The organism is Zoogloea sp. (assembly GCF_028689785.1).
GTDB lineage: Bacteria > Pseudomonadota > Gammaproteobacteria > Burkholderiales > Rhodocyclaceae > Zoogloea.
In genome coordinates this window covers 20,726-44,358 of the sequence record NZ_JAQVCN010000038.1, presented here as the reverse complement: position 1 = coordinate 44,358, position 23,633 = coordinate 20,726, and the positions used below count along the sequence as shown (strand labels likewise).

General features: G+C 59.5%; 19 protein-coding genes. 16 read left to right on the top strand and 3 right to left on the bottom strand.

Annotation, left to right across the window (positions count from 1 at the left end; all coding sequences use genetic code 11):
- Window positions 1–226 precede the first annotated feature (226 nt).
- Genes PHI64_RS15635 through PHI64_RS15620 form a run of 4 tightly spaced genes read left to right on the top strand, consistent with a single transcriptional unit; the run spans window position 227 to window position 4,611 of the window.
- Window positions 227–976: a DUF3348 family protein gene (locus tag PHI64_RS15635; protein ID WP_366945202.1), complete on the top strand. Its 750-nt coding sequence runs from the start codon at window positions 227–229 to the stop codon at window positions 974–976.
- Window positions 973–3,183: a DUF802 domain-containing protein gene (locus PHI64_RS15630; protein ID WP_299884454.1), complete on the top strand. Its 2,211-nt coding sequence runs from the start codon at window positions 973–975 to the stop codon at window positions 3,181–3,183. The genes PHI64_RS15635 and PHI64_RS15630 overlap by 4 nt, the downstream gene beginning before the upstream one ends.
- A 2-nt stretch (window positions 3,184–3,185) precedes the next feature.
- Entirely contained in the window at window positions 3,186–3,854 is a 669-nt protein-coding gene (locus PHI64_RS15625; RefSeq protein ID WP_299884451.1) for an OmpA family protein, read from the top strand.
- Window positions 3,847–4,611 carry a DUF2894 domain-containing protein gene (locus PHI64_RS15620; protein ID WP_299884448.1) on the top strand — a complete coding sequence of 255 codons (765 nt, stop codon included), beginning with the start codon at window positions 3,847–3,849 and terminating at the stop codon, window positions 4,609–4,611. Before PHI64_RS15625 ends, PHI64_RS15620 begins: the two co-directional genes overlap by 8 nt.
- Before the next feature lie 9 nt (window positions 4,612–4,620).
- Here the strand turns inward: PHI64_RS15620 and PHI64_RS15615 are convergent, their stop codons facing one another.
- Window positions 4,621–7,323, bottom strand: coding sequence for a response regulator (locus PHI64_RS15615; RefSeq protein WP_299884445.1), 2,703 nt, complete (start codon window positions 7,321–7,323; stop codon window positions 4,621–4,623).
- Between the two features lie 625 nt (window positions 7,324–7,948).
- On the opposite strand from PHI64_RS15615, the gene PHI64_RS15610 reads away from it, so the two are divergent.
- The 9 genes from PHI64_RS15610 (at window position 7,949) to PHI64_RS15570 (ending at window position 16,004) form a co-directional block, all read left to right on the top strand.
- Window positions 7,949–8,224: a hypothetical protein gene (locus PHI64_RS15610; protein ID WP_299884442.1), complete on the top strand. Its 276-nt coding sequence runs from the start codon at window positions 7,949–7,951 to the stop codon at window positions 8,222–8,224.
- A 90-nt stretch (window positions 8,225–8,314) separates the two neighbouring features.
- A complete protein-coding gene (gene istA / locus PHI64_RS15605) occupies window positions 8,315–9,811 on the top strand; it encodes an IS21 family transposase (protein WP_299884459.1) in 1,497 nt (498 codons plus the stop codon).
- Entirely contained in the window at window positions 9,804–10,610 is an 807-nt protein-coding gene (istB, locus tag PHI64_RS15600) for an IS21-like element helper ATPase IstB (protein WP_299884439.1), read from the top strand. Before istA ends, istB begins: the two co-directional genes overlap by 8 nt.
- Before the next feature lie 12 nt (window positions 10,611–10,622).
- Window positions 10,623–11,297, top strand: a complete 675-nt coding sequence (locus tag PHI64_RS15595; protein WP_299884436.1) for a WYL domain-containing protein — start codon at window positions 10,623–10,625, stop codon at window positions 11,295–11,297.
- A 72-nt stretch (window positions 11,298–11,369) separates the two neighbouring features.
- Window positions 11,370–11,648 (top strand): hypothetical protein, encoded by a 279-nt coding sequence (locus PHI64_RS15590; RefSeq protein ID WP_299884433.1) that lies wholly within the window; start codon window positions 11,370–11,372, stop codon window positions 11,646–11,648.
- An 8-nt stretch (window positions 11,649–11,656) separates the two neighbouring features.
- On the top strand, window positions 11,657–12,670 hold the full coding sequence (locus tag PHI64_RS15585; protein WP_299884430.1) for a CBASS cGAMP-activated phospholipase: 1,014 nt from the start codon (window positions 11,657–11,659) through the stop codon (window positions 12,668–12,670).
- Window positions 12,664–13,845, top strand: coding sequence for a CBASS cGAMP synthase (locus PHI64_RS15580; RefSeq protein WP_299884428.1), 1,182 nt, complete (start codon window positions 12,664–12,666; stop codon window positions 13,843–13,845). Before PHI64_RS15585 ends, PHI64_RS15580 begins: the two co-directional genes overlap by 7 nt.
- A gap of 12 nt (window positions 13,846–13,857) precedes the next feature.
- Window positions 13,858–15,525, top strand: a complete 1,668-nt coding sequence (locus PHI64_RS15575; protein ID WP_366945200.1) for a ThiF family adenylyltransferase — start codon at window positions 13,858–13,860, stop codon at window positions 15,523–15,525.
- Window positions 15,501–16,004, top strand: coding sequence for a Mov34/MPN/PAD-1 family protein (locus tag PHI64_RS15570; protein WP_299884426.1), 504 nt, complete (start codon window positions 15,501–15,503; stop codon window positions 16,002–16,004). The genes PHI64_RS15575 and PHI64_RS15570 overlap by 25 nt, the downstream gene beginning before the upstream one ends.
- A 581-nt stretch (window positions 16,005–16,585) precedes the next feature.
- Here the strand turns inward: PHI64_RS15570 and PHI64_RS15565 are convergent.
- On the bottom strand, window positions 16,586–18,298 hold the full coding sequence (locus PHI64_RS15565; RefSeq protein WP_299884423.1) for a hypothetical protein: 1,713 nt from the start codon (window positions 18,296–18,298) through the stop codon (window positions 16,586–16,588).
- A gap of 585 nt (window positions 18,299–18,883) precedes the next feature.
- Between PHI64_RS15565 and PHI64_RS15560 the strand changes: the two genes are divergently transcribed.
- Window positions 18,884–19,054 carry a hypothetical protein gene (locus PHI64_RS15560; RefSeq protein WP_299884420.1) on the top strand — a complete coding sequence of 57 codons (171 nt, stop codon included), beginning with the start codon at window positions 18,884–18,886 and terminating at the stop codon, window positions 19,052–19,054.
- A gap of 187 nt (window positions 19,055–19,241) precedes the next feature.
- Here PHI64_RS15560 and PHI64_RS15555 read toward each other — a convergent pair whose 3' ends face one another.
- Window positions 19,242–19,427: a hypothetical protein gene (locus tag PHI64_RS15555; RefSeq protein ID WP_299884418.1), complete on the bottom strand. Its 186-nt coding sequence runs from the start codon at window positions 19,425–19,427 to the stop codon at window positions 19,242–19,244.
- Window positions 19,428–19,935: 508 nt separating this feature from the next.
- On the opposite strand from PHI64_RS15555, the gene PHI64_RS15550 reads away from it, so the two are divergent.
- Together PHI64_RS15550 and PHI64_RS15545 are read left to right on the top strand one after the other, a co-directional pair.
- On the top strand, window positions 19,936–22,434 hold the full coding sequence (locus tag PHI64_RS15550; protein ID WP_299884416.1) for a DEAD/DEAH box helicase: 2,499 nt from the start codon (window positions 19,936–19,938) through the stop codon (window positions 22,432–22,434).
- A gap of 197 nt (window positions 22,435–22,631) precedes the next feature.
- Window positions 22,632–23,477 (top strand): hypothetical protein, encoded by an 846-nt coding sequence (locus PHI64_RS15545; RefSeq protein WP_299884413.1) that lies wholly within the window; start codon window positions 22,632–22,634, stop codon window positions 23,475–23,477.
- The last annotated feature ends 156 nt before the right edge of the window (window positions 23,478–23,633 follow it).

Below are 23,633 nucleotides of genomic sequence, written 5' to 3'. Positions count from 1 at the left end.
CCCATCCCGAACAGGACCGTGAAACGAGACCGCGCCAATGATAGTGCACACTCGTGCGTGAAAGTAGGTCATCGTCAGACTTACCCCATCAAACCCCCTGCACATCAACGGTGACAGGGGGTTTGTGTCTTTAAAAGACATACATCACCGCCGCCGTAAGCTCACAGCCATCACTTCAGCACCAATTCCATACAGTTTTTTTGTAGTAGCCTTGGCCATTTTTTGGATGCCTGTTTCAAGTATGGCGCGAGAAGTCTCACGTGCGCAGTTTCATAGTTCCAGGCTAATACGTGTCCTTGAGGGACTGGCTGTGGCAGATATTGCTGACTCGAGACAATCCTTCGGTGAACGGTTGGCTCAATGGCTGGATTTCAAGGATGCAATCTCGCTGTACTCGGTGCTGCATGGTGACTTGTCAGATGGCGCCAGTCGAAGCCCCGCGGTAGGGGCGCGCTCGCCACAAGAAGAACTGCGCCGTGTTCGGGATTCGCTCATCGAGGCAATTCGCACTGACACCCAACTGGATCTACACGAGGCGGCTGATGGGGCAAATTTGTCCTCCGATGTCGAGGGCGAGTTCTTGCCGTATCACCGAGCGTATCTCACCCATCAGCGAAGCATGCAGTCTGCACTCGGCGGCTTACGGGCACAGGTGCGGGCGGCTTTGGCTGAACGCTCTGCTTCCGGAAGACGTTTGGCGGCACTGGACAGCGTGCTTGAGCAATCTCTTGCCGCACGGGAGCGGAGCCTGCTGGCGCTTCTGCCTGTGCTTCTCCGGAAGCACTTCGAGCATTTGCTCCTGACTCGGGGATCTGTGATCGCGGAGGATTCAATACAGGAAGCGCCATTTGGAGGCTGGCTTCCTGGGTTCTGCCGGGATGTTCAGGCGGTACTGATAGCAGAACTGGATTTACGTCTGCAACCGGTATTCGGGCTGATGGATGCGCTTGGTAAAGGGGTTACAGAGCAGCAATGAACAACAGAATGTGTTTGGTCGCCTTTTTGGTCGGCCTGATGGCCGTTGCCTGGGTGGGTGTGGGCTACTTTGGGGGCAGCCACCTGGCCCTGCTCATGACCCTGTTGATCGGCGTGGTCTACATCGTGGGCGCCTTGGAGTTGAGGCGTTTTCACCAGGCTACGGCTTCCCTTAGGCAGGCGCTGACCTCTGTTCCGGAAGATCTACCGATCCTGGACAGCTGGCTTGCCACTGTTCATCCTTCCCTGCACAACGCGGTGCGTTTGCGTATAGAGGGGGAGCGAGTCGGTCTGCCGGGGCCGTCGGTAACCCCGTATCTGGTTGGCCTTCTAGTCTTGCTGGGGATGCTGGGGACCTTTCTCGGCATGGTTGTGACGCTCAATGGTGCGGTCTTGGCTCTGGAGAGCACAACTGACCTGCAGACTATCCGCGCGTCGCTGGCTGCGCCAGTCAAGGGGCTTGGGGTGGCCTTCGGGACGTCGGTGGCTGGGGTGGCGGGATCCGCCATGCTTGGCCTCATGTCCACGCTCTGTCGTCGCGAACGTTTGCAGGCTTCCCAATTGCTGGATACCCGAATTGCCACGGCATTCAGGCGGTTTTCCCTGATTCATCAGCGCCAGGAGACTTTCAAGGCCCTGCAGATGCAGGCCAACGCCCTGCCCATCGTGGTGGATAAGCTGGAGGCGATGATGGCTCAGATGGAGCGTCACAGCCAGAACCTGGGTGAGCGCTTGCTTGCCAGTCAGGAGAACTATCAGCAGGAAGCACGAGTTCGCTACGGCGAGCTCGCTGCGTCGGTGGATGCTTCGCTCAGACGTAGTCTGAGTGAAAGCGCGCGCATTGCTGGCGACACCATCCGACCGGTTGTGGAGGTCACCATGTCCGGGATTGCTCAGGAGACGGCCACACTGTATGAAAAGCTGGCCAGCACCGTTGGCGCTCAACTCGATGGCGTTTCGCAGCGCTTCGACGGCGCCGTCAACACGGTTTCCGATACATGGACGCGGGCCTTGGCAAGGCATGAGCAGGTCAGCAGCACCCTGAGCCAGGATCTGCGGGCGTCGCTTGCAGCCCACGGCGAAGCCTTTGCGCAGCACTCAGAGGCTTTGCTGGCAACGGTGGATCGCACCCATGCGGCCTTGCAGACGGATACGGCCACCACCCTGACCACCTTGGTGGGCGAGACCAGGGGGCTGCACGAAGGCCTGATGCAGAAGGTGCAGAACCAGCTTGAAGGGTTGGCTGGGCGTCTCGACCAGACTGCGGCTCGGGTCGGTGAGCAGTGGGCTGTGGCACAGCGCCACCACGAGCAGAGCAGCACGAGCATGGCGCGGGAAGCCCAGGCCGCGCTGGCAGCGACTGTCCAGAACTTCGAACAGGCGTCGACCCGTCTTCTGACCTCGCTGGATGCTTCCCACTCCGCGCAGCGGGAGACCATGGCGCAGCAGGAGCAGCATCGGCTGGATTCCCTCAGTTTCACCATGCACTCGATGGCAAGCGCCTTGCAGCGGGCATGGCTCGAAGCCGGTGAACAGGCTCAGGCCCGTCAGGAACAGCTGTTCAGGACGCTGGAGGAGAGTGCGCGCCAGATTGGTGCTGGTAGCGCTGCGCAGGCCACGCGCACCATTGACGAGGTGGCGCACCTGATGGAAACGGCTGCGGAGGCACCCAAGCTTGCTGCGGAGGTGATCGGCCAACTGCGCCAGGAGCTTTCTGCGAGCATGGCTCGTGACAACACTTTGCTTGAGGAGCGTAGCCGCATCATGACAACGCTCGGTGCATTACTGGAGGCGATCAATCACGCCTCCACCGAGCAGAGGAGTGCCATTGATGCGTTGGTGGCTGCTTCCGCCGAGTTGCTTGATCGCGCCAGCACGCGTTTTGAGGAGAGGATTGGTGTTGAGTCGGAGCGCATGACCGGGGTCGCGGCCCAGATCGCCTGCGGTGCGGTCGAGGTCTCGAGCCTGAGCGAAGCATTCGGGTGCGCAGTGCAGTTGTTCAGTGAGTCAAACGACAAGCTGATGGAGATGCTGCAGCGCATTGAAGGGGCGCTGTCGGCCTCGATGGCAAGGAGCGATGATCAGCTCGCCTATTACGTGGCCCAGGCGCGGGAGGTCATCGATCTGAGCGTCCTGTCGCAGAAAAAGGTTGTCGAGGATCTGCAGGGCATGGCTGGCAAGTCTGCGGCGGTGACCGGCGGGGCGTGAACATGGACGAGATCGATGGTGGCATCGAGCATGCTGCCCCTGTCTGGGCGGTATTCGGCGATCTGATGTCAGGCCTGCTGGGGGCTTTTGTACTGATCTTGGTTGGCGTGTTAGGGGTACACCTTGAACTGGCCACCAGCCTTGAAGCCGAAATGCAGAAGCGCAAGCTTGAGGAGCAACGGCGGGTTGCCTTAGAGCAGGCCCTGGCGGGGCCACTGGCCTCGGGGAGGGTGACCCTGAACAACGGACGCATCGGCATCAGCGGCAGTGTGCTGTTTGCGCTCAACTCGGACCAGCTGCAGCCGGAAGGGCAGGCGCTCCTCAAGACGCTGGCGGCACCTTTGGCGGCTTACCTTGGTTCGCGTGACGAGATGCTGATGGTCAGTGGGTTTACCGACGACAGACCGGTGCGCGACAGTAATCGCCAGTTTGACGATAACTGGGAGCTGTCGGCCCAGCGAGCCCTGACCGTCACCCGGGCGTTGATCGAGGAGGGCATTCCGTCGTCGTCCATCTTCGCGGCAGCTTTCGGCCCCGAACAGCCGGTGGCGTCGAATGACGATGCGCAGGGGCGTTCCCGCAACCGGCGGGTGGAAATGGCGCCCGTGCCCAAGTCGTCCAAGGGAGGTGCAGGCACGTCCTCTGGAGCGGCGGAGTCGCCCCGTGGGTGATTCCCGCGGCATGCTCAAGGCTTTGCAGCTGCAGGGCGGGGCCCGCTTCGATCCTGTCCGTTTCCGCTTCATCGAGGCTCTGGCCGGGCGTGCCGCTTCGAGTCAGGGTGATGTCCGCCGTTTGCTGGAGGAGAGGCTGGCGGCGGCACTCCAGGACTACTGCACACGCCTGGAAGAGGGCCGTCGTGCGGTGGACCAGATCCTCCCCTTTGCCCTGGCGCGCCACCCCGATACCGCTGACACGTTGGCCCGGCTCCGCCAGGAGGGGGATTTTCGCGGCCTGCGGCAACTGCTGGCAGGGCTTGAGGGGGGCCAGCAGCGCCGTATCCTGCAGCCGCTTGTAGACCACATACGTGCCCTGGCTCAGGACGTGTCGTGGGGGGCAGTGCCCGGAGTTGGGGGCGACACCGACTCGGCCTGCGGGGAGCTGAAGTCGGTCGCCCTCTTTCGCGATAGCTGGCTCAACCTCAGCGTTGGCCAGCAGCTCAGCGAGGCGCTGGCACAGGTGCCCGACAACGCTGGTCCGCTCAACTCCCACCTGCTTGCGCTGCAATCCCTCGAACTGATGCGTGATGCCTCGCCTGAGTACCTGCAGCATTTCATTTCCTACGTGGATGGGCTGCTATGGCTGGAGCTGGCCGAGAACGGGAGCAAGCCAGCTGCAAAGTCGGCACCCGCCCGAGGCGAGCGAGACAAAAAGCGCAAGCCTGGCCGCAGCAGCAGCGGGTCGTTGGCTGGAGGTGGTGGAGCGCGCTAAACCTGGATTTTAGCCCAGCCAGCGCAGCAGCATCGCATAGAGCCGATCAGGCACTACCGGTTTGGGAAGGAAGTCGTTCATGCCGGCCATCATGCAGTTGACGCGATCCTCGCTGAAGACATTGGCCGTCATGGCCAGAATCGGTACGCTCTGACAACCAGGCTGCTGGCGAATGCTGCGCGCGGCGGTGAGTCCATCCATCTTCGGCATCTGCATGTCCATCAGGATCAGGTCATAGACCTTGGTGGCGGTCATCTGCACGGCTTGTTTGCCGTCGTCAGCGGTGTCGACCTCAAGCCCCATGTTTGACAGGAGCTCCTCGGCCACCATCTGGCAGACGGGTTCATCTTCCACCAGCAGAATGGTCTTACCAGGGCTGATGGCCATCAGCCGAGCTTCGATCTGGGCCAGGTCTGGTCCTTCCGCAGGGCTCCCGGGCGGTGCACAGCGCTTCAGTCGGGCGGTCAGCCAGAAGGTGCTGCCCCGGCCTGGCGTACTGCTGACACCAACCTCTCCGCCCATCAGCTCGGCAAGGCGCTGGGTGATCGCCAATCCCAGGCCCGTCCCGCCAAATTTCCGGGTTGTGGAACCATCGGCCTGTTCAAAGGGGTGGAAGATCTTGCGGGCTGCATCGGGCGGAACACCTATCCCCGTGTCTTCCACCTCGAAGCGCACCAGCACGGTGGCCCCCTCGTCTGCTGCCAAGCGTGCCCTTAGGCTAACGCAACCCTGTGGGGTGAATTTGATGGCATTGCCCACGTAGTTGAGCAGCGCCTGCCGTAGCCGGGTACCGTCGCCGATGACCCCGGGCAGGTCGGTGGCCGCGTCCGCCCGCAGTTGAATGCCCTTGCTGACGGCTCTGTCGTTCATGATCGACACAATGTTGTCGAGCAGGGTCGGCAGGTGCAGAGGTTCGGCGCAGAGGGTGAGTTTGCCGGCCTCGATCTTCGAAAGATCCAGAATCGAATCGATGATCTCCAGAAGGTGATTGCTGGCCGCGCTGATCTTGTCCAGGCGGTCGCTCTGCGTCGGCGTCGCTCCAGCTTTCTGCATCAGGTAGGCCATGCCCGTGATTGCGTTCAGCGGTGTGCGGATCTCATGACTCATGTTGGCCAGGAAGGTGCTCTTGGCAATACTGGCGGCTTCCGCGGCATTGCGCGCTGTTTCGAGCTCCGCGGTTCGCTTGCGGACGAGCTCCTCCAGGTGCGCCCGGTGCATGTCGAGCTCGTGCTCCAGCGTCTTGGTGGCTGTCACATCGGTGACAAAGCCATACCACACTGTGCTGCCTTCTTCGCCCTGCTCCGGCACCGCGTCCACGTGCAGCCACTTGAGTGGCCCGTTCTCCAGCTGGATACGGTAGTCCACGAGCCAGCGCTCCATGGATCGGGCCGACTGATGGAGGGAGCGGAAAAAGCGTTCGCGGTCCTCTTCGACGAGCAGCTTGCGGATGCTTGAGGCGTTGCTCTCCACTGTCTCCGAGCTGACCCCGTACAGGCTCTGTACCGCCTCACTGGCAAAAGGAAACGCACCCGCGCCATCGGGAAGCTGGCGGTACTTGAACACCATGCCGGGCACATGGGTCAGGATCTTGCGGACCTGCTCGGTGGCCGCGACCCGGGTAAGCAGGGACTCCTGTTCCGTGATGGCCTTGAGCAGCCCGTTGAAGGCGTTGGCCAGTTGGCCGATCTCATCATCCCGCTCGACCGGCAATGCCTCCCGGGGCCGTTTGCCCTGGCGCATCTCGTCCAGCAGAATCGCAGACTTCTCGAGGGGGCGCAGCTGCCGGCGTACCCACCACCCGGCCACCACGCCCGTAATCAGGGTCAGTACCACGGCGGAGACGAGTACTCGTACCTGAATCTCCCGGGCGACCAGAAAGGCCTCCTGGGTTGGCAGCACGGACTGCATCAACCAGCCGGTCTGGCCGATGGTGACCGACGAAGAGAGTTCTTCCACGCCCCGGGAGCTCACCGCGGTGCCTGAACCCTCGTGGCCGTCTATGTAGCGGTCGTAGATGGGATTGATGTCCTCCGCTGGTCCCTGGGACATGACCCGCCGACGGTCCGAGGACGCGATGTAGGTACGCGTCCGGCGATCCGTGACCATGAAATCCCCAGTGCGTCCATATTTCGCGGTACTGATCTGATCCAGGAAGTTGGGTTTGTGCAGATTGGTGACCCCGAGTACGGCCCCCTGAAAGCGGCCTTCTCCATCGAGCATGGGCACTGCAAAGGTGATCACCGGTGCACCGGTAGGACGTTCGATAGCGGGAGACGTGATGATCGGCGCGGTGGCCGTCCGCAGGGCTTTGAAGAAAGCTAGATCACCATAGGCCGTACCTACCCGGTCCAGGTGCTTGGGGACGCTCGCACGGGCAAGCCCATTCGCATCCACGACGATCACCCCCCAGTTGAACAGGGCCTCGAGCCCTGCCTGGGCTTCGAGCACCGGCTGGGTGTGGATCGGGTCCGGCAAGCTACCCAGCCGCCCGGCAAGCTGGCGCAGGATGTCGTTGCGCTCGCCGATGGAGCGGTCGATCTCCGATGCGATGATGGCTACCGTCGAGAACTGCTGCGCGGAGACCGCGGCTTCCATGTCCGAACGGACGTAGCGGCCGATTCCCAGGGCGACGATCCAGATCGAGACAACGGAAGCACACACGGCACCCACCACCAACCGTGTTCTCAAGGACTGCCATGAAGGGCTGCTCACCGCCGGGTCTCCTCCCGCCTGTGTTGTATTTTCCTCCTGCGGCAATCGCAGGGGTGCAGGGCATTACGGACGGGATAGAGAAAGGTTGAGCCGTCGGGCTCCCGCATGGGCGTCCGGTGTCAGGCTCTCGGGCCGGGATCAACAGGCAGTTGGTGACAAGGGCATGCGATATGGCCCTGCCCAGGCGGCTCACCATGGCACTCACTGATCCCGAGGCTGGTGGCTGGCGTCGTGCTTGGCGTGCAACGCTGGGCCGTGACGGGAAGCGCAGATTTCCGTACGGACCCCATGCCAAAGAAAAAGGCCACCGGAAAGTGGCCTGAGTCTTTGGTTTTGTGGCGCGCCCGAAACCTTCGGAGGGTACGCCGCCTGTGTGCATGTAGTATGTACAGGAGTTTGGATATTGGGCCTTAAACCTGCATATGCGGGGCTTGTCTGATAGGCTGTGTCGGGTCGCCTGCAAACAGCCCCCTCCGCCATGCCCCTCTCAAGGCCGCTACATCCCGATCAAGCCGAGTCACCTGCCCTGGCTGCGCCGCGCTTCCTTCCGACCCCTGCTCACCTGCCCGACGAGTGGAAGCGTCTGTGCGCATGGGCCCAGGAAGTGGAGCTGCTTGCTCCTCTGTTGCTCCTCTTCGATGCAACGGGGGCCATCGTGCGGCCGGGCGCGATCGGATCGATCCTGCACTTCCTCGTGCGCCCGAACGTACTTGATGAGCTCGAGCTTTGGGCCCCGGAGAGTGCTGCCGCTGATGTTGTTTACCAGATCGCCGCCAAGCTCAAGACGCTTGGTCAAGAAGTCCTGAAGTTATATCGACCACTTCCGGACGCGCAAGCGGCCCGCACACGCTTCGCCGGCGATCTCGAGTACCTCTACCTGTTGTTGCCGGCCGAAAACTGACCATCTATCGGGGTGAATTCCGGTTGAAATTTGACCAGGGTGTTTAACCTCCCTGCCTCTTTTTGAGGCAGAGGAAGCGAGGTGATCACCATGGAAATGCTGGGCAAGGTCAGACGGATGCACTACCGGGACGGACTGTCCCATTCGGAGATTTCGCGGCGCACGGGCTTGTCGCGCAACACGGTCAAGAAGTGGTTGAAGGCCCCGGATGGGGCCTCGCCGGCCTACCGGCGGGAATCCACGCCGGGCAAGCTGGGGCCGTACCAGGCCACCTTGATCCAGGCCCTTGAAGCGGACGCGCGACGGCCCAAGCGGGACCGTCGTAGCGCCAAGGCGCTGCTGGCTGAGCTCAAGGGCCTGGGCTACACGGGTGGTTATACCGTACTCACCGACTTCATCCGGGACTGGCGTCTCGGGGCGGGGGCGAATGCCCCGAGCCGCGCTTTCGTGCCGCTCAAGTTCGCGTTGGGCGAAGCCTTCCAGTTCGACTGGAGCGAGGAAGGTCTGGTGATCGGGGGCGTCTGGCGAAAGCTGCTGGTTGCCCACCTGAAGCTCTGCGCAAGCCGTGCCTTTGTGCTGGTCGCCTACCCCAGCCAGGGCCACGAGATGTTGTTCGACGCCCACACGCGGAGCTTTGCGGCACTGGGCGGCATTGCGCGGCGCGGGATCTACGACAACATGAAGACCGCCGTCGACAAGGTCAGGAAGGGCAAGGGCCGGGTGGTCAATGCCCGCTTTGCGGCGATGTGCTCGCACTACCTGTTCGACGCCGATTTCTGCAATGTCGCGTCGGGTTGGGAAAAGGGCGTCGTCGAGAAGAACGTGCAGGACAGCCGGCGGCGCATCTGGCAAGAAGCGGGCCGCTTGCGCTTTGGCAGTTTCGTCGAACTGAACACCTGGCTGCTGGCCCGCTGCCAGGCGCTATGGCAGGAAATCCGTCATCCCGAGTACGCGCTCTCGGTCGCCGAGATGCTCGAGCACGAACAGCCGCAGCTGATGCCGATGGTGACGGCGTTCGACGGCTACGTGGAAGAGCCGGGGCGCGTCTCCAGCACCTGCCTGGTGAGCGTGGCCCGCAACCACTACTCGGTGCCCTGCGAGCTGGCCGGCAGGCTGATCAGCAAACGGCTGTACCCCGAGCGGATCGAGATCGTCTTTGACGACGCGGTGGTGGCGAGCCATCCGCGCCGCTTCGAGCGCGGCCAGACCTGCTATGACTGGCGCCACTACCTCTCCGTGGTGGAGCGCAAACCCGGGGCGCTGAGGAACGGCGCACCCTTTGCCGGGATGCCCGAGCCCCTGATTCGCCTGCAACGCCTGCTCCTCAAGCGCGACGGGGGCGACCGGGCGATGAGCCAGATGCTTGCGGTGGTGCCCACCGCGGGGCTGGAGGCCGTTCTCGTGGCGGTCGAACTGGTGCTCGAGTCCGGGGTGGTGAGCGTCGAGCATGTCCTCAACGTGATCGGCCGGCTCAAGCAGGAAGCGCTGCCGGAGGCGGTGCAGACGCACCTGGCGGTGAAGGCGGCGCCGATCGCCGACACGGGCCGCTACGACCGCTTGCGCAGCGCGGAGATCGACCATGCGTGAGATCGCCGCGGAACTCAAGGCACTGCGTCTGTACGGCATGGCTGGGGCCTGGAGCGAGCTGACGGAGGCGGGCGGACAGGCCAGGGTGGAAGGTGCGTTGTGGCTGATCGAGCATCTGCTCGACGCCGAAGGCACAGACCGGGTCATGCGCTCGATCCGCTACCAGATGACGGCAGCGCGCTTCCCCATCCACCGGGACCTGGCCGGCTTCGACTTCGACCACTCCTGCGTGGACCGGCGCCTGATCAACGAGTTGGCCACCCTGAGCTTTACCGAGAAGGCCCATAACGTGGTGCTCATTGGTGGGCCGGGCACCGGCAAGACGCATCTGGCCACGGCCCTGGGGGTCTCCGGCATCACCCGGCACGAACGGCGGGTGCGCTTCTTCTCGACGGTGGATCTGGTCAATGCGCTGGAGCAGGAGAAGGCCGCCGGCAAGTCCGGGCGGATCGCCCAGTCGCTGCGGAATGTGGATCTGGTGATCCTCGACGAGCTCGGCTACCTCCCCTTCAGTCAGGCCGGCGGGGCCCTGCTGTTCCACCTGCTTTCGAAACTTTATGAGCAAACCAGTGTGCTGATCACCACCAACCTGACCTTCGGGGAATGGGCCAGCGTGTTTGGGGACGCGAAGATGACCACGGCGCTACTGGACCGGCTCACGCACCACTGCCACATCATCGAGACCGGCAACGACTCCTGGCGCTTTCAGCACAGCAGCGCGGTGGCGAGATCAAAGATCAAGACCCGGGAGAAGGCACGCCAGGCACCGGGCGCGGTCGAGGAGGCAGAGCCCTGCTGACGGCGTCCCGGTGTGCCCTCCGCTCCGGGCTCCGCCCTGCGCGGAGGGCACACCGGCAACACGTACCTCGCCACCGTACAGAAGGAGGTATCCAGGAAGAGAAAAACCGCTAGACTTATCCACAGCCGCACGAATGACGCGCGGCTATCGCCCCTGGTCAAAATTCAACCGGTACACCTGGTCAGTTTTAAACCGGTACGGACAAAGGAGAGCACAAGAAGAGTTATTTCTCCGCAGCAACTGGTGCACTATCGAGAGAACTGGATTCTCGATGCTTGGTGCCACAGTAAGAACGCACTCCGCTCGTTTGCGCTCGATGCCATTCAGTCCATTCGAGTACTCGACGAACTTGCCATTGAGGTTAGCCCCAAGGAGATGCAAGAGCACTTTCGCAGCGGCTACGGGATCTTCGCTGGAGCAGCCGCGCACCGAGCACGCTTGAAATTCACTTCCGATCGCGCCCAATGGGTTGGCAAGGAAACGTGGCACCATGACCAGACGAGCTCCTACTTAGACGATGGCAGCTATATGCTAGAGGTGCCCTACTCAAATGATCAGGAGTTGATCATGGACCTCCTGCGTCACAGCCCGGAAGTAGAAGTGCTTGGTCCACCCGAATTGCGACGCAAATTACACGTCTTGCTGTGTGCTGCAGCAACCAGAAATTCGCTACCCGAAGGTTACTAGGTCACTAATTGAGCTACTGCCGGCGTAATAATGCCCTCCATGTTTCGGATAGGTTCGGACAAGGAGGAATCAATGAGGGTCAATCTCGCCCATCTTCGTGAGCATGCTCGTCGTGGCGGTTGGATTAATTTTGCTGTCTTCGAGGCTAGGTCCTCATCCGGCACACGCGATGACAATGCCCGGCTTCTCGCCGAACTGACTGCTAAAGCCAGGGGGGCCAATCTACAAGTCGATCAGTCGGCCTTGGCCTTTATGTCCGGTGGCCGAGTCCAGTTCTTTGGTAGTCCGCCGCTGGTGGAGTACCTATCTGAAAGTGGGCTTCCTGCTTGGACCCACACCATCGAGGCGTAATGCAAAGGATGGATGCAGAACAAGCGCGCTTTCAGGTACTGGCGCTTTCCGGAGGGGGCTATCGCGGGCTCTACACGGCTAAGATCTTGGCTGATTTGGAAGAGGATATCGGTGGCCCCATCGCCCAACGGTTCGACTTGATCGCCGGCACGTCCATTGGCGGAATCTTGGCCTTGGCGGTTGCCATGGAGATTCCCGCCGAGCAGATGGTCAAACTCTTTGAGCAACATGGGCAGGAGATCTTCCGACGTCGCTTCTCATTGTGGGGGATCCTGCGCGCTCCATACTCCCCGGAGCCCTTGAAGCGACTGCTGAGCGCAGCGGAGCTTTTCGGTGAGAAGACGCTGGGCGCCTGCAAGCACCCGGTCATTGTGCCCGCGATCAACTATTCGGCGGGACAGCCGCAACTGTTTAAGACGCCCCATCACGCGTCGTTCAAGCGCGACCATCAGTTCCGCTTGGTGGATGTTGCCCTAGCGACGAGTGCGGCCCCCGCATATTTTCCCAGGCATACTTTCAACAACAACCAGTACGTGGATGGCGGCCTTTACGCAAATGCACCCGGGCTGCTGGCTCTTCACGAGGCCCAGACCTTTCTCGGTCAACCGCCCGAGGCCGTGCACCTGATGTCCATTGGCACTATGTCCTCAAAGTTTACTGCGGACCCTCGCCGCAACCGCAGTGGAGGAACCTACGATTGGGGGGGGGTTCATCCCGCCAATATGCCAAAGCGGCTGTTTGGGCTGTCGATCTCGGTCCAGGAGTCGCTCTGTGACTTCATGCTCCAGCATCGTTTGGGAGCTCGCTACGTGCCATTGGATGATGTACTGACCGACGAGCGGGCCGGGGCCGTTGCGCTGGATAAGACCAATGAGCCCGCGCGCGAGGTATTGATCGGCGCCGCCTCGGAGAAATCAAAGATTTGCCTGAGCCGCGAGGACTGTCAGGCGTTTCTGCACCACCACTGCGCTCCACCTAAGTTCTACTATGGCCCTAACGCCGCCCGAGAAGCCCAATGCTAAAGTTTCCCAAACTATTCTTCCAAAGTGGGGGCGATGCGGATGCGTTCGAGAGTCGCATTCGCCCCGATATGGAACAGCGCCGCTATCTGCGGTCGTGTGTCAAAAAGATCGAGACCCACCTTAAGCCGCGAATCAGCCTGGCTACCAAAACCGTCCTCGGTATGGACCGCAGCGTGACACCGCGTTTTCGGACGCAAGGCTCATGGTCCTACGACACATGTGTCGTGCCGGCTATGATGCCGCCGCAGGAAATGGACTGGGACTATGGGGTCTACCTGCCGGTCACCGTGTGGGAGGAGAACGGGCCGCCCCATGATATGGCGAAGGCCTACTTCGTCCTAGTCGAGCAACTCCTGGAGGAACTCTGCGACAAGGAGGAGTGGGAACTTCTTCCTGGCAAGGCCACTTGCATCCGCATCCAGGTGGCCTCTTGGGCGCACATTGATGTTCCATTGTATGCGGCACCTGTGGAGGAGTTCGAGAAAATCACCGAATCGGTTGCCTTGGCTGCCTTGGCCAAAGCACATGCCGCGTACGACTCCGTTAGCATGGAGAGCATCGATTTCGCAGAGGCCATTGAGATCCGACAACAGTGGGAAGACTTGGACAGCGTGGTCATGGCGACGCGCAAGGGTGAATGGAAGCCTTCGGACCCCGAGGTCGTGGCTAACTGGTTCACGGACCGCTTCGAGGAGCACGGCCCGCAACTGCGCCGGGTCTGTCGCTGCTTGAAGGCTTGGCGTGACTACCAGTGGCAGCAGGGGGGGCCCAGTTCGGTATCGATCATGATTGCAGTGGCGCAGGGGTTCGAGCCACGCGCTGGCCGCGACGATCGTGCGCTTGAGGATGCAGCCCGGCGCCTGAGTCGTGCCTTCCTGGGTGAAATCCGGGAGCCGGGCATTGATGATGGCTTGGAAGATTTCAACCGACTCCAGGAAGCCGATCGCGAGGCTGCCGCCCAGCGCTTCGGTCAGTTGGCTGCTCAGTTGTTCCAAGCGCGCGAGTCGGCGCTGCACGAGAAGGAGGTAGTGGTTGCCCGCTTGCGTCAGCAGTTCGGTGAGCGTCTGCCGATGGACAGTACACGTGTGGAGTTCGACTGCGATCCGGACGCCATTCGCAGCACGCCCGCATCGCGCGTGGTGGCGCCGGTGATCCCTTCCACTAAGGCCGGCTGAAGGCGCGATCACGTGACGGCGTTGGGCGAATCGCTGAGGCTGCTGCGAAGTCGTGGATTTCACCCAGTGGCGGCGCGGGCGCCTCGTCGCGTTTTCGTAGGCTCTCTGCCGTGTGCCAAAGGGCCAGTGCCCGTCAAGCTGACCATCGAGGACTGGAATTTCCTGGAGTACCCTCGGATCTCGCTGGTTGAGCGCCCGGCCTTTCTCCCCGCGCTCATGCCCCACGTCGATGTTCAAGGCCACCTGTGCTACTTCGCACCGGGCGCGGTGACCTTGGATCGCTACGATCCTGCCACTGCGGTGGCCCAATGTCTGGATCAAGCTACCGTCATGCTGGATCGGATCGTTGCCAATCCGGATTACCGCATTGACGACATCCAGAGCGAATTCCCGGCTCATTGGGAGTACGGGCAGTTGTCCTTGCCGTGGACCGTTTTTCTGGGCGATATCCAACCGCAGGCAACGACCGCCAAGTATTTCATCATGAGGAAGGGGGAGCGCAAGCATGCCCTCGTGTCCTGCGACCCGGACGAAGCGCATCGGTTGGCTCGGTCGCTGGGGGCCGCTGTGACGGCATCACGATATCGATGCTGGTTGTTCCAGACCGCTGTTCCCCCACGCGTGCCAGTGCAGATGCCCCGGACAGTGAAGGAGCTCTTCGTCTGGGTCCGAAGCTGGGACTGCACCCTGTACGCCGGGATCCAGAAAGCGCTCGGCGAGAAGGATTACCTGCAGCAAACCTATGCCGCCTTTGCGGTCAAAACGCCGGTAGGGTGGATCGGCTTTGGTTTCGACTTGGATCAGATCAGACGGCTGGGGTACGCCAACAGCCCCAAGCGCTACCGGAATTACCTGCACAACGCCGGTGGCGTTCAGCATCTGTTCCGCATGGCGCTGCGCGAGGCGGGCAGTCGCTTCGTGCACAGCAGGAACCTAAGCTACCAAGACCTCTACAACAAGCGGGTGACCGTGGTGGGGTGCGGTGCAATCGGCTCGTTTGTTGCAGCCGCGCTGGTGCGATTGGGTGGAGGCACTGGCAAGCTCGGACGACTCAAACTTATCGATCCCGATGACCTTGGCCCGGAGAACCTGGGACGTCATGTTTTGGGCTACCCCGCACTGATGCAGACCAAGGCAGGAGCTTTGAGGGACGAACTGCTTCGCCAGTTTCCCCACTCGGCCATCGAAGCCCATGCCTGCAGCGTGTTTGATCATGCGCAACTGTTCGCGGCTGAACTGATCGTCGATGCGACGGGCGAGGAGTCGGTGAGCGAGTACCTCAATGGACTACGGCTACAGCGTGGGACCCTTACACCCCTGCTGCATGTGTGGATTCGTGGCAATGGGGAGTCTGTGCAAGCCTTATGGGCAGATGCGGAAGGCGGGGCCTGCTACCGCTGTCTCCTTGTTCCCGATGCAAGCTACCATCGCAAGGAACGGTTTCCTTTGCTTAAGACGGATCCTCTGCAGCGCACGGACGGGTGCCGTGCGTACACGCCATATGCGGTGTCCGCCCCGATGCAGGCGGCGGCTCTTGCGGCCGATATGGTTTGCGGCTGGCTTCAGGGGGATCCATCCCCGCGTTTTCGCACACGCAGCCAGGAAAACGCGGATGTCTACAGGGTGAAGAACCAGAACCTGACCCGGATGGATGGATGTCCAGCATGCGCTCGGCCCTAGTTTCGCATGGCCTGTGTCTCTGCGCTGGGCAGATCCTCGTTGAGGCCGAGCCCTTGGCGTTGATGGACAGGCACTGGCAGGACAGCACCAGTAAGCCTGAATCCGGTGGGATCCTGCTGGGGTACCGGCGCGGTGCCCATTTGCACGTGACCATGGCTACAGCACCGCAGGCCAGTGATCGCGGTTGGCGCTATCTATTCAAGCGTTCCGCCCGCCATCACCAGGAGATCGCGCTTCACCAGTGGAACGAGAGCGGCAGGAAGATAGACTATCTGGGCGAATGGCATACTCATCCGGAGCTCCATCCCAGCCCATCCGCGACCGATCTCAGCGAGTGGCGCAAGATCTGCAGCCAGCGGCAAGCGCCCATGGTGTTCTTGATCATGGGGTGGAGCGGTGAATTATGGCTGGGTCTGTCAGGAAGACTAGAGATCGAACGATGTGTGCTAATAGATCACCCAGTGGAGTGTGGCGGGTAGCAGCAGGCCATCGTCTGGAGTGCCAGTGAATATGCACCGCGTGGTGGTTGCGATCGGCATTCCAAGCCACGACGCGCTCTTGTAGCGTTGGGGGGCGGGGCGGCCTGGTCAAGAGAAATGCATGAGGGAGCAGCGAATTCGAGTTCAATCCCGGCACTGATAAGGTTAACGCGTTCCGCCGGCGAGGCTCGATAGGAGCCTTTACGAGTAACACACTCGGTATCGTAGGACCCTCATGGTCGTGGACGCCACGTTACGCATTCCGGATCGGCCATCGCTCGTTAAGCACTCCGGAGTACGGCCAGGATGAAGGAGCGTCGACCGCTCTCACAGCCTCGGACTAAGCGTCGTCTCCTGGACGTTCTGAGATATCTTCTCGATGGAGAGCTCTGGATGATAGTCCTCCCTGCCCTTGGCAGGTCGCAGTGCGGCGCTGCGGTCGCCATCGCTGATAACGACGAATCTTTTGCCCGACCGGTATTAGAAATTTGGCTGGATCGCTGCCGTCCGAGATCAGCCCATCGCTCGTGACCCGCGCAAGTATCTCGGACCAAACCAGCAACGCTGCACGCTGGACGACTTCAGCGGGGACGGACCGTCGCAAGGACCCCGAGCATCGAGCGTTTGGCTTGGCGCTTCTCCACCTGTTCTCCGATCTTCTCCTTGCCAAAGCCAATAACGCCGCTACCAACGGCAGTAGCCGCTGCTGCAGCCGGAATCGCAACACTAAGCAGCGGTGAAAGGCTTGGAAGCAACGCGGCTACAGCCGCTATGGCGAGGCCTGACCCGCCGCCGAGGTACGCCGCCACCTTCTTGGGTGCGTACTTCCGCTCAATGTCGTTCATGGCCCTCTGCTGCCGCTGGACCAACGAAGCGAGGCCAAAGCTCACTTCGCGCACCATGTCGTTGGTATCGATGGCCTCGCCGCCAGCGAGCTGCGCCGTGTACTTGTTCAGCTCCTCGCGGAGCCAGCGATGTTCGTTGTTGGCGATCAGCTCGGTGAGCGTCTGTACAGGGATCGTCGCCAGCCAGGACAGGCTGTCATCTTGGACGGCTCGCAGGGTCAGAAATGCTTGCTCGGACAGGACGCTCTTGCGCCGCAGGTCTTCGGCGTTCGCCTGCGCGCACTTCTCAAAGTAGTGCCAGTGCGCGCGCTGCGACAGCAGAGGCTGCGCACCAAGTTCAGTAGCGTTTTCGAGCAGGTGATAGTGCGGGCGTATCCGCTCGCAAACGCCGTTTAATAGCAGAACGCCTTTCGGCAGCGCCTTCATTTTGGCGAGCATTTCTTCGGACCGCACGCCTTCGAGCGCCGCGATGTACGCCTTCGCTGCCTCCGCCACGCCAAACCGTTGGTCAGGTTGCGCGCCTGGCGGGATGAAGAGCCCGCTTGCCAGAAGCGCCTGCGCAAACGGCTCACCATGCTTGTTCGCGTACTCGAACAATTCGCCCACCGACGCAACAGTGCCCTCGCAGAGGGGGGCTACCATCCTGATGGCCAGTCGCTCGATGCCATGCTTGGTGTGGGCGTCGTGCTCTTCGAGGTCTTCTTCGAAGCTCGGGAATACAAACACCGGCGGAACGGGCAGCCCGGCGTCAACCAACGGGCGCAACTGGAGGATGTAGAAGAGCGAGTTTGCGAGCTGGAGAGGCTTAGCGTTCAGGCGCAGGTCGGCCGAAAGAAAAGGGTACACAGGATCGGGGAGCAGTTGCGTGTCGGCGTAGAGACCCGTAATGCGGACAGCATTGAGTGCCGACGGACCGAAGGCGCGTTGCCCACCGGTTACTAGGCGCATGCCGCCAAGCGACTTCGCGTGCTGGAAGAGCTTGACTGCGTTAGAGCTGTAGAAAGCCGCCAGCTCATCCGATGCTGCGTTCACCGCCTCGGACATCGCGTCGGACTCGTGCTTGAGGCGCCAGAGCATCCGCTCCTTGATCTCTTGCTCGTTCGCAACCAGTGCGACCGCCCTGCCAGTCAGGGCGGCAAAGAGCTGCGCAAACAGCCGGAAGAGTTCGGGCTGAGCCTCAGCCATGGGCAAGGATGACGGGAGGGGCTGTTCCGGCTCGCGCTGCACCATGAAGTCGAGTGCCATGCCTGATGTGTGGCCAAAGGAAAGTGCCCTTTCGGACATGTGGCTCGTGTCGACAAGGCCGACCATGGTCAGCGGCGCGGCCATGAACTCCTCGGCTAATTCGCGGAATTGCGGAGCCACATTCAGCTTGCCTTCACGCAAGGCACGCCAGACAGCCAGTAGCCGCTCGGCCGTGCGGGCGTCGATCTCTTTCTTGTCAGTCATCGTTGTCTCCGCATCCAGATCTAGTCTGTCATCATTTGTGGGAGGCTACAGCAGCCCGACTATCAGCCGGATCGGAGGGCATCGCCGCCCTGCCGGGCTCGTACCCGCTCCAGCCACCTGCAAGGTTGGGCCGCACAGATCCAGGCCTTCCACCCTACGCCCTTGGCGGTCCTGACGGGCAAAGCACGGCACCAGCGCCGATTCGATCTCGGCTCACGGCATGCGGGTTGCCAGTACCGCCAGCGGGTGGTGCAGATCAATCATTGCGTCCAGCCGGGCGCGGAAAAAGTCCAGGGTCGTCATCGCAAACCTGTACTCCCAATCTTCCAGAAAGTGAATGTGATTGCACTGGAAACTGGAAAATTCGGCAAGGCTTCAGAGAGCCCCAGCCCGCGTGGGGGAAGGGTGGACTGATTGTTCAGGGCGGACTAAATAACACATCCTACAGTCTCGCCATGACTGCAGGAATGTACGGATTGCGCGCAATCTCTTTTCTGTCCTAGTATCTCAGCGACTTCGATCCGCGGGGACGGTGTTCGAATGTTCAGACCCCATACTATGAAGCGATCCGCTCGAAGCCTTCTCTTGAAAAAGCACGCTTCGCTCGTCAAGGCGAAGAAGCGGCTCGTCGTGTCCGTTGAGTCTGTGCGGTTGACACCGGTGGTTCAGGAGCGCGCGGAGCAGCTTGCCGCGGCCGCTCGTCGTGCTAAGGAAGCACATTTTCTGGACAAGTATCGGGTCACGTTGCCTAGCTGATACTTGCTGACGACGGATATGGTTACCTCTCCATCACGGAGGTTGATGCGGCAGTTCTAGCTACATTTTCGCGTGGAAAGCCGCGTCTAGACGTTTTTCTGACCGCACAGGAACTCGCCTTGCACGAAGCCAAACTGGGCTTCGCCAGCATGGTCGTTCATCAGCAGTTCGAGAGTCCGGCCGACCCTCAGCCCGGTACCCGGAAAACCCGTTCGAGGTGGCGCTTTACGTTGTTTGAGAGCTGCAGTTTCAATAGGTAGGGCTGCTCGAGGCTTTCCAGTTCGCGCAGAATCACGTCTGAACCAAACCCTCTGTCCCCGCGCACCATCTTCGGGCGTTGTTCCGCTGGCAGACCGTTCAGGATCTTCAGCATCCCAGGCAGACTATGGCTGCCCGTGTGGTCGTTGTCCCCGCCTTGACTTCCACGCCCAGCACCAGGCGCAGGTATGCCATTTGGTTGGTGTAGTAGATGTGTGACGGCTGGCCGGGCTTTGTGGGTAAGCGCCCGGCGATCCCACCTTCCCCCAGCCGCTTAGCTCGCTAAGCATAGTGTCCACTACGGCCGGCGAGGCGACGGTCGTTCAGGCGACAGTTCCTTGGCCTTTGCTGCCGTTGGTACTGCATGCTCGATAGGGCAGCAAGCGGCCGCCAACCAGCCGGTCAATGGTGGGAGCTTTCCCGAGGACTCATTGCTGGGAGCATCTGGCTTGTCGTTCCATTTCTGAGCCGTGCTTTAGCTCTCGCTAAGATAGTTTGACTAGTTTCAGATTTCAGGCTTCCGAATACTCATAATCGAAATTCAGGCGTTGCCGCAACTTCATTGCAGAATGCAATTTGGATTGATAAGCTGTGTGGTAAATTTCTGACGAGACCAAGACTCTATGCTCGATTTTTCCAAGTTTACTGCGGCCGCACCTGTTTCTGATGCCTTTGATCTGTTGGCTATTTTTGACAAGCTGGATCGGAAGAGCAGTCATACAGAGCCACGTCCTTCTCAACGGGAGGCAATGGAGCAACTAACAGCAAGGCATCAGGAGCGAGATCTTGTATTGAAAATAAGCACTGGTGCTGGTAAGACGACGGTCGGCCTCCTATATTTGTATGCACACATGAGGATGGCAAAAGGTCCAGTGGTATTTCTCTGCCCAACCGTTCAACTTGTTCAGCAAACATTAGCCGAGGCGAGCCAGCTTGGGATTAGAGCATCCCATTACGCAGCGAGAGAGCCTCATCCGGATCCAGAATGTATGCGAGGGGAAGGGATACTTGTCTGTACTTACGATAAATTATTTAACGCCAAGACCACGTTTGATCGTTCGGATGTGCGTTTGCTTCCTGTGGCCGTGGTTCTTGACGATGCGCACGCCGGTGTTGAGTTAGTGCGCAAGAGTTTTACGTTAAGTCTTACTGGAGCTCCGCTTGAAAAACTCAAGGCAATCATTGGAGCCTCATGCTCACAGTACCACCGGACGCGATGGTTGGACATTGAGGCCGGTGATCCCCATGCAACATTAGAAGTGCCCTTCTGGATTTGGTCTGAGTATTCTGAACAAATTCTTCAAAAGCTGCATGAATATTCCGATAGCGATCTCTTTAAGTTTGTGTGGCCATATCTTCAACGTGGATTAGCGCGTTGCCGGTGTGTGATTTCTGGCACTCAAGCGGAAATAGCTCCTGATGTGCTGCCCGTCGAATTGGTGCGCGGGTTCGACAAAGCTGCACATAGATTGTTCATGTCCGCCACTATTGCCGATGATTCCGTCCTGGTTCGGGAACTAAACATAGCCCCAGAGTCCGCGCTAAATCCCATTAGTCCTCCGTCTGATCGTGGACTGGGCGAGCGCATGGTAATTGCTCCATCTTTGGTTGATCCTGCACTAGAGCGGAAGTTCGTTATGGACTTGTGCTCCGATATAGCAAAGACCCATAACGTAGTAGTACTTGCTCCGAGTGAGCAACTTGCTAGAGATTGGGAAGACGTTGGCGCCTGTGTATTTATCGGCGACTCCTTCTCCGAGGGGGTGCGATTACTAAAACAACCGAGTTGTGCGATGCGTTTTGCCGTATTCGTCCAGCGTTATGACGGAGTCGATCTTCCGGACGATGTATGTCGAGTATTGGTAATTGATGGATTACCTACAGGCGAGGGGGTGATTGATCGACATGATGCCTCGCAGTCAATTGTGCCCGGAGGCGTCCGTAATAAGCTGATCTATCGAATCGAGCAAGGTATGGGGCGCGCAGTTCGTTCGCACGCGGACTATGCTGTCGTACTCTTGGCGGGTCAAGAATTGGCAAGTTTCGTCGGAAGACAGCAGATTCTTGAGGCGATGACGCACGATAGCCGAAATCAGATAAATTTGTCTTTCGAGCTTGCCAAAATTCTTCGAATGGCAAGTACGGGTGATCCAGCTAAGGCTGTACATGAAGCGGTGTCCCAGTGCCTTAATCGGGTTCAGTCTTGGAAAGATTTTTACAATCAAAAGGTACGGTCGATTCCGAAGGATGAAATTCAGCCGAATAATGTGCGCATATCGATTTCAAGCATTGAACGCCGGGCGCATGATCTATGCATTTCAAACCGTTTTCCGGAAGCCAAAGAGATTATGAGCTCCATTGTTGGGGATGCCCCAAGCGCAGAGGAGCAGGGAGTTTTATTGCAGAGGCTGGCTTCAATTGTCCAGCTATACGACCCTACTGAAGCCTTGAAGCTTCAGCAGGGAGCGTACGAAAAGAATAGGACCCTGTTAATTCCTCCAGCTGCGATCAAGAAACCGTTGCAGATGGGGAGTAAAACAGTCGCGATGCATGTCTGCGAATGGTTCCGAGCTTTCCATAATGGAAATGCTGCGGTTGCTGCCATCAGAACAATTCGCGCTGAAGGAGCTTACGTAAACAAAGCACACCGTATTGAAGAGGCTTGGAGGCTGTTAGGGGAGGCGCTAGGTGCCATTTCTACAAGACCGGATGATGAGTTCCGTGTTGGTCCCGATAATCTTTGGCTGTGGGGAGAGTGGTCTTTCGTGATTGAGGCAAAGAACGAAAGAGGAACTGTATTGCCGAAAGAAGATGCGGGGCAGCAACATCAATCGATGGCGTGGTTCCATGACAACTATCCAACAAGGAACGAAAAGGTAATACCTGTGGTAGTTGCCAAGGCTGAAGTGCTCACAGCCACAGACGCAATATTTTTGGAAGGGAGTTTGAAGATTAGCCAAGATGGATTCGACAAGCTGTGTGCAAATCTTGAAGGGTTTTGTCTCAGGCTTACTGAACAGGGCCCCGTCTTTGTCGTGCCAGACAATGTTCACAGGCTTATGCGGGAATATGGCTTGTTACCCGAGCAATTTGCAGGAAAGTACGCCTCTCTCCTGAAATGAGCCAATATCTTCCCTTGGTACTACTGAACTAGGGCGGTTATGTCTTCGCCCTGCGTCCCCGGGGTTGGAACCCGGGGGTGGTCTCTATCTTCAGCCGCCTCCCTCTTGAAGCACACTCCAAAAAGCAAATGTACTTGGCGAGGGAGTCAGGGAGTTGCAGCTTTTAGTATCTCACACTATTTTTCGAGAACCAAATATTGACCTCAGTAATTGCTTGGTTAGCCGTTGATTCGCGTCAACCGACAGGACTTTACTTTGCGAGTGATAGTAGGCGCAGCTTTGCGAACGGCGAGTTTCATGATGACTGTGTCAAGCTTTATGCGCCAGAAGGGAGCGAGGACATTTTTGCCTTCTCCGGGGATGTCGAATTTGCTCAAGGCTTCCTATCAAGCACATGCTCGGCAATTGAGGCTGATCAAGTGCCATATGGTTTGAAAACATCCCCCCATGGCCGTGCAGAATGGATCGAGAAAAATTTGCGTTCAAAGTTATTGGCAACGCACGGCAGGCTTCAGCACACCACGACAATTCTTTACGGTACACGCTATGGATGGGGCCCCCAAGCGGTGTTCTACTTAACGAGCTATCGCATCAATGCTAGTAGCGCGGAGGTATCAGTCTGTGAGTTGTCGACTGAAGTGAATAGATCTTCAGTGATTGAATTGTCTGGGTCTGGAGTGCCACACGTGAGGCGGGCAGTGTATGCGACAACTGCTGTTGCCGGTGATTTTAGCCGGGCCTTCTTTGCGGGGTTTTGTGATTCCGTACTGAGCGGCAATGACGTGCACTCTGGTGGTGCAATCCAGGTTGTAAGTATCGGCTGCAAATCGACTTCGCGACATATTGGTGTGGTTCTACCCCAAGGAGCCTACTACCGAGGACAAAAGTGCGAAAGTCGTGATGCACCAATAGGATTTAGAACGGATTGGCGAAATATCAAGTTTGAACGAGTCTTGTCTAATGGTGAGCTCATCAGAGGAGCGCAGCGCCATGGATGGCGCCCATTGAACAAAGAAACGAACGATTCGTTTCAGGATGGGTAGAAATCGGCGCTTACGGCGGCAAGGTCCTAGCGCTCGGACGGATTCTAAGCCACGAACCCATAAGCGGGGCGCTCATCACCGCAGAACATAGGAATGTCTGCTTTCCAACGTGATTAGAATCCGCTTTGGGTCGGTTTCAGCCGGACAGCTGTCGAA

Coding starts and splice junctions, on each gene's coding strand:
- PHI64_RS15585 (WP_299884430.1), top strand. CDS start 11,657: ATGGATGCAGAACAAGCGCGCTTTCAGGTACTGGCGCTTTCCGGAGGG.
- PHI64_RS15625 (WP_299884451.1), top strand. CDS start 3,186: ATGGACGAGATCGATGGTGGCATCGAGCATGCTGCCCCTGTCTGGGCG.
- istB (WP_299884439.1), top strand. CDS start 9,804: ATGCGTGAGATCGCCGCGGAACTCAAGGCACTGCGTCTGTACGGCATG.
- PHI64_RS15580 (WP_299884428.1), top strand. CDS start 12,664: ATGCTAAAGTTTCCCAAACTATTCTTCCAAAGTGGGGGCGATGCGGAT.
- PHI64_RS15590 (WP_299884433.1), top strand. CDS start 11,370: ATGAGGGTCAATCTCGCCCATCTTCGTGAGCATGCTCGTCGTGGCGGT.
- PHI64_RS15555 (WP_299884418.1), bottom strand. CDS start 19,427: ATGCTGAAGATCCTGAACGGTCTGCCAGCGGAACAACGCCCGAAGATG.
- istA (WP_299884459.1), top strand. CDS start 8,315: ATGGAAATGCTGGGCAAGGTCAGACGGATGCACTACCGGGACGGACTG.
- PHI64_RS15630 (WP_299884454.1), top strand. CDS start 973: ATGAACAACAGAATGTGTTTGGTCGCCTTTTTGGTCGGCCTGATGGCC.
- PHI64_RS15635 (WP_366945202.1), top strand. CDS start 227: ATGCCTGTTTCAAGTATGGCGCGAGAAGTCTCACGTGCGCAGTTTCAT.
- PHI64_RS15550 (WP_299884416.1), top strand. CDS start 19,936: ATGCTCGATTTTTCCAAGTTTACTGCGGCCGCACCTGTTTCTGATGCC.
- PHI64_RS15565 (WP_299884423.1), bottom strand. CDS start 18,298: ATGACTGACAAGAAAGAGATCGACGCCCGCACGGCCGAGCGGCTACTG.
- PHI64_RS15570 (WP_299884426.1), top strand. CDS start 15,501: ATGTCCAGCATGCGCTCGGCCCTAGTTTCGCATGGCCTGTGTCTCTGC.